Raw genomic sequence first — 12793 nt, 5'->3', positions numbered from 1 at the left:
AACCGCTGATGATAAACGATTATATGTCGATAGTGAGCACATATCTCCGTCCAACAATCACCTTTCAAGAAAATGAAAGCAAAACAACCATTAAAAAATTGCAGCGTAGCGCAGAACATGTTATTATATGCGAAAATTTGTGAACCCTACACACCAATTCCCCATCTCAAACCCAGAGGAGATCGTCAATTCATTTGCACTATCTCTTTGAGTTTCAGATTGTGGAAATAAAATTTTTTCATAAATCTGTGAATAGAATTACCAGTTTGCTGTCTAGTATTTGTGATAATTGAAAACGGCAAAAGGTACATTTTTATGTTTAGAAAGGTAACACTCTATGTGTAGACTTCCCCTCATTTTTTTATTAGCTATCAGCCTTCTTTTTAGCTCGGGGCTTATAGCTGATGACAAAAAACCGGAAAAAAAAGATAATAAGAAAACCGAAGTAGCCGCACCACAAAGTGCGCAACAAGCTAAAGATCTTTTTGTAAGATCTTTTGGTTTGGAAAAAGAACAAAAATTTACAGATGCTATCGCTGGCTACGAAGCCGTGCTTGCATTCTATCAAAAACAAGAGGGTTCTCAGCACGACGTATACATAATGTATACACTGCAAAACCTTGCTGTTTTATACGCTAATTCTGACCAAACAGATAAATCTGTACGCCTGTTACAACAAGCTCTTCGCTATGCCGAAAAACTTGGTAACTGTGGCAAGATGTCAGATTTCCACCATAAACTAGGGGTGATTTTTAATCATAAGTGCAAAATTAAAGTAAAAGCTGCTGCACAAAAAGACGATATCACACCTGATGGCAAAATTAAAGTAGGTGCTATTGGAGTTCTTGGAAATAAGAACTTTACCGATTTTCAAGCCGTTTCTGGCTCAGAATACATCCCACAAAGTGTACAAACAGCGGGAACAGAAAATCCTTTTGATAAAAAAATCGAGCACTACACTAAATTTTTAATTGCTAAAGTTCGCAGTGACTTTGACAAAGACAAGTTGATCACTCCTGATTCAGTGCGCGCAGTACTTCAAATTGAGAAAAAAGGATACTATCCTTTAAACAAAATGGTGCAAATGCTACCTGAAAAAAGACACTCAGAAGTTGATGAAATGCTCGTTTCTATACCACGTAAGGTAGAGCCAAAAGTATTTGAAGATTTCTTCGAACAAGGTCCTATTACTCCAGACGAAATTACCTTAACTACTCTAAAAAACGGTAAATCAGATGGTAAACCACGTCGTGTAAGCGATGATAGTTTTAAGCCAGGAAGTTATTTACTAACTGTGCGCAAAGCTGGTTACGAAGACATCAAAAAAGCAATGACTATTTATCCTGATGAAGGCCCATTTCAATTTCAAGAGCGTTTACTTAGTAAAATGCGCGAGATTGCAGCGAGCATTCGCGGTGATTTTGTCGACCCAAAAACAGGAAAAGATACCATCAGTCCTGACACTTTTACACTAAACGGTCAATCAGTAAAAGATAGTAGTAAAGTAAAACCAGGTGAGTATCAACTGGTGATCAAAGAAGAGGGATTTGAGCCTATTGTAAAAACAATCATTGTTCCTCCAAGTGAATCGCAATATCGTTTCTTCGAACAAATGAAGACCTTAAATCGTCAAGTATATTTCCAAATCACTGGTGATTATCAACCAGACAAAGAACTTACTCCAGACGAAATTGCTTTTAACAATCGTTTTGTAAAAATCACCGGCGAAAGTTTACGTCCTGATACTTACCGTGTTGTTATACGCAAAAGAGGATACGAGCCTGTTAGTAAACGCGTTACTATATATCCATCTTCTAAAGATTTCTTATTAAAAGAGTCTTTACGTTCTTTACCACGCCGCGTGCAAACACAAATTTTAGCGTCTTTCCCTAAAATGCGTATTTCTCCCGATAAATGTACTCTAAACGGACGCGACATCAAGACCCAAGAAAATTTTAAACCTGGAAAATACGAACTAAAAATAGAACGTGCTGGTTATGTACCTGTAACAAAATCTATTGAAATACCACCATCAGATGAACCATATACCATTTCTAGTGTTCTTAATCCAAAAGACGTTCTTCTTAAACTAGATATTACTTATGATGTTCAACCTGAAGATACTGATGCAACTTACACCACAAATATGAAAAACGAAGTGCTTGGTTTAGTGACTAAAGTAACTGATGGTCAAAAAATAAAACCAGAAAGTTATTTGTATGAAATAATTCAACCTGGTTACGAAGTAGCTTCTGATCGCGTACTAGTTATGCCTCGTGAAGATGCTTATGTTTTACAACGTCGTTTAGTTGCGAGAGATCGTACTGTTGTTACTGACATCTCCGATGAAAACGGCAATGCAATCGATCCAGATGAAATCACTATTGATGGCAAGGCTTGGACTAAAGGCTTTAAAGTAAAACCAGGTGTTCATGAACTTGTTATTCTAAAAGAAGGTTATATTCCTGTTCGTAAGCAAATACAAGTTCTAGCGAGTGACAAAGATTTCATTCTTACTGAAACTGTCATCTCTAAAACTCGTCTTGTTACTTTTGAATTTAGAGATTCTTACACTAAAGAACTTATCAAGCCAGAGCAAATTGGCATTGGTAAAGAGAATCCAAAGAATCCAAAAACTGTTCTTACAATGAAGCCAGGAAGTTATCCTTTACGCGTTGTAAAAACTGGTTATGCAATGATCAACAAAACAGTTGAAATTCCAGTAGGCAGTGGTAACTATGTTATCAAAGAACTAATGAACGCAACTGTTCGTGAAGTACATATCAATATTACTGGTGATTTCAAACCTACAGAACCACTAGAAGTTGATCTACTTGCTATGAACGAAATGCCAATGGGCGCTATTAATAAAATTCGTCCAGGTATGTACGAGCTTGTTATCGAAAGAAAAGGTTACTACCCAATCTACAAGCGTCTAAACATTACTCCTGGCCAAGAACCATATAAGATAGAAGAAGAGATGAAGAGTAAGCCACGTAAGGTAAACTTGAACATCGTTAGTTCTTATACCAGTAGTAAGATGACTCCAACAAGCATACTTATCGGTACAACAGCGATCAAAGATGGTCAAGAGATGAAACCTCGTGAATACCAATTGGCGATCAAAGAAAAAGGATACAAAACTATCTCTAGCGGTATTACTATCGCTCCAAGTGAAGATCCTTACCTTTTAGATGCAACAATGGAAGCACTACCACGTAAGATTATGTACTCTTTCACTAGTGATTTTAACAACAAAGAGGTTATGCCAGACGTAATCACACTTGATAATGAAATCATGGAGCAAGGAGAAACACATCTTCCTGGTACTTATGCTATTTCTGTTGAAAAGCAAGGTTACAACGAACTTTCGTTTGAAATCGTTGTTACTCCTTCTGATGAACCGCATCTAATTAAACACCAATTAGAAACTATAGCTCGTGAAATCGAACTTGATATCACCGGTGATTTTCCAGTTGGCGAACGCATTGATCCAGAAATTGTTGCTCTTGATGGTAAAGATGCACGAGAAAATCTATTTAAGCCTCGTACATACGAACTTGAAATAATTCAGCCTGGTTACGTTCCACTACGTAAAAATGTAACTATCGAACCAGGTAATGAGCCGTATTTGATCCAAGAAGTACTAGCCACCAAACCACGTAAGGTTGACCTCAACATCACTTATGATATTGAACCTCCTTCACATTTGGGTGCGTACAAAATTACTATGGCACCTCTAGACAACCCTTCTGCAGAAAAAGAAGTGAAGCCTGGAGATATCATTAAGCCAAATTCATACTTGTTGAAAATTACTAAGCCTGCATACCAGACAATAGAAATGAAACAACATGTATGGCCAGATGATCGTCCATATGTAATTGATCAAAAACTATACGCTAAGCAAGTACCGATCAATATCAATATTACTCACAATGTTGAGCCACCGACTAACTTACCGCCATATCAAGTTTCTTTGATATCAAAAACAACACGTGTACTATTCTTAGTAACCGATGGTAAGAGAATTCGTCCAGGATCTTATGACCTCAAAGTAACCCAACCAGGGTACAGCTTTGGTGCTATTAAGACCATTGATATTGCTCCAAGCGAAGAGGCTTACTTAATCAACGAGAGTTTACTGGCTAAGAATCGTCAGATTTCTTTCGAGATGGTTGATCAGAAGTCAGGATCACTTGTTGATGCGCATGAAGTAATTGATCTAGGAACCAAGAAAAAAGTAGAATTTAGAGATGAATTCGCTCCTGGTAAGGAAGTTAACTTCCGTGTGAAGTTTGTTAAGTATCAGACGGTATCTACTACAACGATGATACCTCCTGGTGAAGGTCCATACATTTTACCAGTACCTCTTGTAAAACTAACTCCTCTTGAATTTACTATCCGTAAGAACAAGCAAAAAATTGACGGAATTGAATATGAATATATATTCAGCGTTGACAATAGCCCTCTAGAAGCACACCATATGAAAGTAGAAAAAGGTATTGGACGTTTCTACTACACAATTATGGTTCCGCCAAAAGCGAAGAACTTCAGAGCATACATTGGCTACATGTTCTTACAAAGAGCTATGGCTCGTTTCCGTTCAGGTATGAGTATCGGCCGTCCAGAAAACTTATCTGTACCTAAGTTAATCGAACACTTAGATCGTATAGCTAAGGGCGAACGTGGTCGTCGCGCTTCACTTGAGGTAATGGAAAAATTACTCAAAGGATTCCGTAACCGCAAGATGCTGAAGCAACTTCATAACACAGAAAGAGATCAGTTGATTAGCTATCTCGAATCTTGGAAACTATCTTCTGCACAAGACCGTGTACGTTTACAAGTTGTTGTTGAAGCAATCAACAAAGCAAAATAATCGTACTTAGTAGTTAAAAAAAATAGACGGCAGCAAATTGCTGCCGTCTATTGTATTATTTAGGGGCTTTGCAATGAATCCTGGATGTTTTTTCTATGTAGTGATTGGTTTCTCTCTTTTTATTATAGCGTGTACGCAAACAGTTTTTGAAGATAACAATGAGCCTGACGAAGTTATTGTTCACCATAGTACACGCACACAAAATATTAATGCGCCTATCGAGAGACGTAGTGGTCTTGCAATTATTAAACACGAGATCCAAACTGATTATCCTGCTGGACGTGCTTTTGCAATCACAGTGTGGAACGGTGGTGAAATAGTACAGCATGACAGTCGTTTACCTCATGGACAATACAACTTGCGCATTGAAAAAAGTGGCTACAAAACAATCCATAAAAATATTTGGATTGAAAGTGATTTTGAAGGTAAGTATGTATTAACAGGAATATTAGAGGCCCAAGAACGCCTTATTAATTTTAATTTCTTAGATGTTCGTACAAATACGCGTGTTACTCCAGATACAGTAACAATTGCTGATATTGGTGGAAAGTCGGAATCGCAAATTATTAGTGACCAATCTTATGTTAAACCAGGCAGTAAAATTATTGTAATCCAAAAAGCGGGTTATGCCACTTTTACACAAGAAATAGAAATTCCTGTATCACCAGAACCATTTGGACTAAGTGCACTTTTAAATCCCAACTCCTAAAATCACAATACCTTTTGATTCAAAATTGTTTACATTCTAACTTATATTTTTGGGTACCAATGTTGCTATTTTCTACAAGTTTATTTTTTAAAAGTAACTAGCTGAACACTCAAAATTATCTGTATAGTAATGCACAAAAATTTATGAATCAATGTGCTAAGTGGCTCTCAAAAGTTTTTTTACTTTTTGAGAGCCATTTTTTGTTATAATATTTTACAGAACTGAATATTAGAGACTCTTTATTTCGAAACAGGATAAAACGGAATGGCAAAAAAAAGAAAATCTTCAGGAAAATTTATTGTATTCGAAGGCTTAGATGGAGCAGGAACAACAACACAAGCAAATTTACTATCCAAATATTTAGAAAACGAAAATTGGCCTGTTGTGGTAACCAATGAACCTACACAAGGACCGATGGGACTTATTATCCGCTTAGTGCTATCCAATAGACTTATATTTAGCGCTCAAACCAAAGAAATGGAAATTCTTTCCAACAATTCTATTGCACTGTTGTTTGCAGCAGACCGCTTAGATCACTTGCAACACTTAATTCTTCCAAAAATTGAAGAGGGTGTTATTGTTCTTTGTGATCGTTACCACCTATCTTCTTATGCATACCAAATGGGAAACGATCGTAAGAATCTTGAATGGCTACAAACAATTAACTCCAAATGTTTACAGCCTGATTTGATTATTCATTTAGACACGTCTTTATCTGTTTGCGAAAAAAGACGCTCTAAAAATCGTTGGTATAGAGATTTGTATGAAAAACCAGAAATCTTAGAAATCGTTCGTAGAAATTATGAATATGCTATCGATGATATGCGCCAGCAAGGAGTAAATATTGTCACGATTGACGGAAATCCTCCAGAAAAAGTTGTATTTGGCGAAATACTATCGGTAATCAAAAGTAATTTTCCAGAAATGTTCCCTGGAGATTTACCACTGTTTAATAGTTAGAAGATAATTAGTTGATTGTAATAACAATTGTCTTATTCGAGTAAAACTACATTTTTTCTGCAAATTAAAATGTGCAATCTGGTCGCCTAATTTATTTTATATTGATAACTTATGATCAATATTTATATTTTATTTTACAATGTTTCAATCGTAATGGTCGATAAAGCTTAATACGCCTAAAAATATTATTTTCTCGCAATTTTGTTTAAGGAAATTACCAAATGGCGAAAAAGGGAAAAAAAAACACCTCGACAAATCACATGCCGATGGACGCAACTCAGCAACAATATCAATTTTCTGGACACCAAGGAGCGATGCCTGGGCACCAAGGAATGATGCCTGGGCACCAAGGAATGATGCCTGGGCACCAAGGAGTAATGCCTAGCCACCAAGGAATGATGCCTAATCAACAAGGGGCACATATGGGCGGATATCCAAACATGGGCGCACCACAAATGCAAAATCAAATGATGCAAATGATGCAAATGATGATGGCCGGAAACATGGGAATTGCTGGGGCAGACACTGCAGCACAGCCTTTTGCTAACATGGATATCCCAGAAGAAGAAGATTTAGGTTTAGATGCTGACATTATTCGTCCACACCAACTGCGTAGCGTTGTTAAAACACAAGAGCCACTGCCCTTGTACACGGTTTTAGATTACTTATGTCTCACTGAGGATGGAAAATTTTCTTTAGGGGGTATTCCTAAAGGTTGTACAATAGCCTTTGTTGGCCCTCCAGGTCAAGGAAAAACGCGCACTGCAATTTCTGCATTGTGTCGTATCGCTTTTAGTGGAACTCGCTGCGCCTTTGTTGTTGCCGAAGAAGGATTTATCGACGAAAATGACTCTGGACGTGACGATCTGTGTAGTAGATTAACCAAAATAGGAATGAAAACTTTGGCATTGTCAGAAGCACAATTTCAGAAAAAAGTAGCAAAAAATATTGCTGTGCTTTTAAGCCAATACCATAAAGGAAGTTCTTGGGATGATTTTGTTACGCGTTATCGTTTTATTGTTGAAAAAGAAGGCATTAAGTTTGTGATTATAGATTCACTAAATATGCTAGATCCATCAAAAACTAAAACAGCAGACAATTTATCAGCTCTGAAAACATATAATCATGAAAAAGGCGTTACTTGTCTAACTATTGGTCAAATACGCGACACAGGTATGCCTGTAGGTGGAGAAGCTCTAATTCATACCGCAGATGCAGTATTTTTATTGGAAGAAATGGGACTTACTTCGAAAGAAATAGCAGCGTTGTGGGGTGGAAAGTACCGCGATCGCATTGTGACAATTCGCGCAATTAAATCGGTGACAACACCTATTTTTCCACATCCCATTCGTATTTGCCGCGACGATGAACGAGGAGTCTTAATCGCTCACGCAGAGCAACCTGAAATTTATAAACCTTTTCCAACCGTAGAAGAAGCCAAAAAAATACAGGAACAAGCTTTAGAAGAACAAATTCCAGAAGAACAAATAGAAAATCTACCACAAGAGAATGAATCTTCTCCTCAAAGCGAAAATGTCATTGAAGAGCAAGAAAAACCTCCAGAGGCTTCTAAAAAAAGTAGAGAAGTTGACAAACCGAAAAAAACCACACGCAAACGCAAAAAAACTAAAGATAAAAGTGAATAATTTGGTGTTCTTATGTTAGATACCATTGATACAATCATCATTGCTCTAGCTGTTGATGATAACCAATCACTTTTTATTTTACTGAGTAAAAACGGAGCTATCCAGTGCATGGGGGATGGCTCTGTTAATAATCAAGACAAGACAATATACATAGGAACAGGATCAACGGAGTTTTTTCAAAAACTCAAGGAGCATATTAATCCTCTATGGCTAAAACGATGCGGTCGTTATAGTGTTCCACAACAACGAGGAAATAAATGTGAATTGTCTATTGTTTTTAGAGCCCAAAAGCAAGAAAAAGGAATTCAGTTTATCTATGGTGCTAATTCACAAGGTCCTCCCCCTGATATAACAAATTTTATTCATATAGCTGTAAACTTAATTACTCCCTGGCATCAAAAGCAACAAAAAAAAATAGAAGGAGCAACATAATGGAATTTCGCGAGAGCTTCGAGCAAACATACAATGAAGCTTTTATTATACCACACAATAGCATCGATAATAAAATAGCACAGCATATCAACAACGAAGAAAAACAGTCTATTGAAGACATGCAACAACTAATTATCGAACACAAGAACAATAAATCTTCGCAGTTGTTGCGCGCTGAGCAACAGCTAATGAAATTCAAAATAGAGATATGCGGCAAGTATAATATCGGTAACATTGTTTCTCGCGACACAGTTGACTTTGCTCCGCGCGATCATTTTGGTAATTTACCCATTGTCGCCGCAAATATGGACGGAGTTACAGGAAAGCGTATGGCCGAAGCCATGGCAATGATGGGCGGAAGTGCCGCATTACCACAATATATGTCCGACCAAGATCTATGCGGCATCATTGAGTATATGAATACGCGCCATTCTTTGTATAGAACACCTCTAAGCTTAAAATCTGACAAAAAAATATACAACTTTGAAAATATCATTTCCAAAAGAGATCTTCCTGCTGTAATCATTACCAACCAAGATGGACAACTTGAGGGAATTTTACACAAACGCGACGTACAAAGTGTTAATAAGGACACTCCAGTAACAAAATTAATGATCACCGAAGAATTGATCACAAGTGGGCCATCGATATCAGCGATAGATGCCATTGATTTGATGAGAAAAAACAAAGTTAAATTTTTACCTATTCTCGACGAAAATCGTTGTCCTCTTGGCGCATTAACTGAAAAATCTGCTGCTCTAAGTTTACGTTATAAACCGCACCAAGGTCATGGAGAAAAAGGCCTAGCTGTACTTGCTACTATTGGCGCTTTAAATCGTGATCCTGTAGAAAAAGCTAAAATGCTGATTAATGCTGGGGTAACAGGAATAATATTAGACACAGCGCATTTTGATCAAGGCATTCAATCATATCGCAACCTAGAAAAGATAGCAAATTTAGTTAGTAATTACCAAAATGCAACCAATTACAAGATTCCTATTATAGCAGGTAATGTTGTTACTCCAGAAGCAACCATTCGCATAATAAGCGCAGGAGCCGACATGATAAAAGTAGGAATTGGCCCAGGAGCAATGTGCTCTACGCGCTATGAAACAGCTGTTGGTCGTCCTCAATTAGCTGCAGTAGCAAAATGCGTAGAGGCAGCATCTCCTTATAATAAACACATTTGGGCTGATGGTGGTATCAAAACACCGCGAGACGTCGCCTTAGCATTAGCAGTTGGTGCATCGCAAGTAATGATAGGAAGCTGGTTTGCTGGTACTCTAGAAAGCCCAGGCGACCTAAAATACGATTTTGAAGGACATAAATACAAAGAAAATTATGGTATGGCTTCACGCAGTGCTTCAGAAAAAAGATCGCAACGCGATGTCATGCGCGAAATATTAGGGCATCGTTCCGAAGGAAGTAACCGTTCTTTTGTATATCTAGATCCCGAACGCCCTTCTATTACCGACATAATCCACTACATAATTGATGGCGTCACTTCTTCAATGACTTATGTAGGGGCCCAAAATTTAGATGAATTTTTCAATAATGCCAATATCGGTATCCAATCTCAAATTGGCTATGAAGAAGGCAAACCACACGATATTCTTAAAATCAAAAGAATTTAGGCCTGTTATCAATTGTGGCCTGTCATCATTTTTTTCGAGCCCGGAAGTGGGCTCGGAAACGGATCCAAAGCAGTTAATTATATTGTAGCTACAGAAGATAACAATTTATTGTTTTCTAAAGATAAAAAGAATTGGCATGAGATTAATTTTATTGGCGCAAAGATACATTTCCTGACTACCTTCGACGATACCTGGTTACTTCAAACAGATGAAGGAGTTCTTATCTCTGAGGATTTCGGTCAAAATTGGAATGTATTCGAAAAGAACATTCCTGCAAAATATCAGTAATAAAAAAACATAATCGTTATTGGTTCATCGCAACAGACAATGGTATTTACATGTCTACGATTTCGGGAGAGAACATAAAATACATTTTTCAAACTCCTGCTTACGATTTACTAATAGATAAATCAGGTTTTTTATTTGTCGCTACTGACAAGGGAGTGCTCGTTTCCATAAGTAAAGGCGACAGTTGGAAAGCATTGGTTAGTGGCATTATCGCCAATGGTCTTGTTTTTTCTGATGAAGATTTATTGATTGGCACAAATAATGGCATTGTTAGGTATAGTTTTTTATCTAAATCTCATTATTTTCAAAACGAAGGCTTTAACACAAGAAAGAGCTTTTTCATTAACGACTTTATTTTTTTACGACTTTTGCCTGCCTATAATAAAGAGCGACATCTTGTAAATGTACATATCCAGTACCATGGACAATAATATTTAGTTCAATGCTACTAGGATTTTGCGAAGCTTTAAGTAGAAAAGGAATAGATATTTTTTTCCAATCTTGCGTGCCGCGAATCGGATTTTGTATTCCTCGTGAAAAATATTTCTTCCCATTAGGAAAAACCATCCACATTTCCAAATAAGCCTTTTGAATCCCTTCGCTTTTTATAGAAGTTTCATAAATAACAGCGCTATTTTCAAGTGAAGGTGGAACAAGCGTAAACAGAGAAAATACTTCTTTTTTGTCACCTGTACAAGAAATATGAAATGCATTTGCACTACATTTTACACGCGAATCTATAACCTTATCGTCCACAGAAAACGATTGCAGTAACTTACGCTCTTTTGAAAAAGGGCCGTAATTATTGCTAAAAGTGAATTGCACAAATAAAAAGCTAAACATACACAGTACGGACCAATAGGAGTTATGAAGTATTTCCAATTTTTCCATAGGAACACTGCGCAATACTAATAAACATAATGCTGCTGGAAAAAGAGTACATATAAAAATACGCATTCCTTGCCCAACAGTTAATCTATTTCGCCAACACCATAATAGATAACCAACAATAGATACACTAATCGTCACACTAATTCCAACAGCAAAATGCATATATGTTTTAGAACTAAGTAGCATTTCAATAGAAAGGATGTACATCCATAGAGTGCCGCCAACAACACCTCCAAACCATCCCCATTTATTCCAGCTTACTTGCACAATTGTCTCTCCTGATAAAATAAAAAGTGTATGATCAATCTATTTTGTGATTGATCATACACTTTAATAATTATTCTTTTATTTTTTGAGCAGTATACTGCAATATTTGATTGTTAGACCAATAAGAATGACTAGGAACAATGCTACTCTTATCCCGGTTTTCAACATTTTGCAATTCTTGAGAGTTCCCTAAGAAAGCTCCTTCTAATCCCATTGCAATTCCTCTAGTTTTTTGTAACTTAGAGTACAACAAATGATCAAACTCTGATCGCAAACCAGCGTGACGAAAAGTTTGCAAATATTGTACTTTGTTATCGAAAGATAACTTATTAAATTTTTCTGCACCCGGAAGTTTAGCAACCTCTTCTCTTGAGTATAAATATTTTAGTACTAAATCATTTTCAGAATAGATAATCAAATTATTGCGTCCGACCATGTTTGTACCATTAAAAGTAAAAAAAGCATCTTGATCTACCGCAGCTGCTAAAAAGCACATATTGCCCCATGGAATAGAACGCGCCGCATTTTCTTTTAAAGTATTCAATAAAACTCTTGCACCAAGGCTGTGGCAAACAATATGTATGCGACTACGGCCACCTGCCTGCTTGTTAATTTCCGAAAGAATATGCATGATGTAATTGCCAGATTTATTTGCACGCTTAATTGCTGTAGGAAAATCTAATGTATTTGATGGCCAATAAACGCCAACATAATTCATATTGCCTAGCTCGCGTGACATTACATTGCGAGCATTGCTATATGAACCTGTTGCACCACTATATGAAGTATTAAAACCATGAATAAATACAACAGTATCTACATTAGGATTAATAGCTCCTTTCATCGAACCTAGTTTAATATCTTGCGGAGCGCTTAAAAAGTCATACTCAGAACCATCATCACAGCGAACCATAATCGTAGAATTCGCCGCTTCCTCTGCGAATATAATTCCTGCAAATAAAATGCATAAAATAAAATATTTCACAACTAACCTCCTAATAACTATATTATAGTAAAATTTATAAACTCTGCGTTTTTTAAGGACTATCATCAACAAAACATTATGTTGAAAAATTCGTAACTGCCACTG

9 protein-coding genes are annotated in these 12793 nt (G+C 36.8%); 7 read left to right on the top strand and 2 right to left on the bottom strand.

Annotated features, from left to right (window positions below; all coding sequences use genetic code 11):
- The first annotated feature begins 337 nt into the window (after nucleotides 1-337).
- The 7 genes from UABHE_RS05420 (at nucleotide 338) to UABHE_RS05390 (ending at nucleotide 10976) form a co-directional block, all read left to right on the top strand.
- Nucleotides 338-4876 (top strand): tetratricopeptide repeat protein, encoded by a 4539-nt coding sequence (locus tag UABHE_RS05420; protein ID WP_372369228.1) that lies wholly within the window; start codon nucleotides 338-340, stop codon nucleotides 4874-4876.
- A gap of 73 nt (nucleotides 4877-4949) precedes the next feature.
- The gene (locus UABHE_RS05415; protein WP_372369227.1) at nucleotides 4950-5585 is read left to right on the top strand and encodes a hypothetical protein; all 636 of its coding nucleotides are present in this window, start codon (nucleotides 4950-4952) and stop codon (nucleotides 5583-5585) included.
- Between the two features lie 264 nt (nucleotides 5586-5849).
- On the top strand, nucleotides 5850-6545 hold the full coding sequence (gene tmk, locus UABHE_RS05410; protein ID WP_372369226.1) for a dTMP kinase: 696 nt from the start codon (nucleotides 5850-5852) through the stop codon (nucleotides 6543-6545).
- A 221-nt stretch (nucleotides 6546-6766) separates the two neighbouring features.
- The gene (locus tag UABHE_RS05405) at nucleotides 6767-8191 is read left to right on the top strand and encodes an ATPase domain-containing protein (protein WP_372369225.1); all 1425 of its coding nucleotides are present in this window, start codon (nucleotides 6767-6769) and stop codon (nucleotides 8189-8191) included.
- Nucleotides 8192-8203: 12 nt separating this feature from the next.
- A complete protein-coding gene (locus tag UABHE_RS05400) occupies nucleotides 8204-8623 on the top strand; it encodes a hypothetical protein (RefSeq protein ID WP_372369224.1) in 420 nt (139 codons plus the stop codon).
- Entirely contained in the window at nucleotides 8623-10257 is a 1635-nt protein-coding gene (locus UABHE_RS05395; RefSeq protein WP_372369223.1) for an IMP dehydrogenase, read from the top strand. The genes UABHE_RS05400 and UABHE_RS05395 overlap by 1 nt, the downstream gene beginning before the upstream one ends.
- Before the next feature lie 245 nt (nucleotides 10258-10502).
- Nucleotides 10503-10976: a hypothetical protein gene (locus tag UABHE_RS05390; protein WP_372369222.1), complete on the top strand. Its 474-nt coding sequence runs from the start codon at nucleotides 10503-10505 to the stop codon at nucleotides 10974-10976.
- Here UABHE_RS05390 and UABHE_RS05385 read toward each other — a convergent pair.
- Complete coding sequence (locus tag UABHE_RS05385; RefSeq protein ID WP_372369221.1) at nucleotides 10897-11703, bottom strand: hypothetical protein; 807 nt, start codon at nucleotides 11701-11703, stop codon at nucleotides 10897-10899. The two genes, UABHE_RS05390 and UABHE_RS05385, sit on opposite strands and share 80 nt — an antisense overlap.
- 70 nt (nucleotides 11704-11773) lie before the next feature.
- The gene (locus UABHE_RS05380) at nucleotides 11774-12688 is read right to left on the bottom strand and encodes a DUF726 domain-containing protein (protein WP_372369220.1); all 915 of its coding nucleotides are present in this window, start codon (nucleotides 12686-12688) and stop codon (nucleotides 11774-11776) included.
- Between the last annotated feature and the right edge of the window lie 105 nt (nucleotides 12689-12793).

The sequence above is a fragment of the Candidatus Uabimicrobium helgolandensis genome (genome assembly GCF_041508025.1).
In the GTDB taxonomy this organism is placed as follows: domain Bacteria; phylum Planctomycetota; class Uabimicrobiia; order Uabimicrobiales; family Uabimicrobiaceae; genus Uabimicrobium; species Uabimicrobium helgolandensis.
Note: the sequence above shows the minus strand (reverse complement) of the source record. Positions and strands in the feature narration are given on the sequence as shown.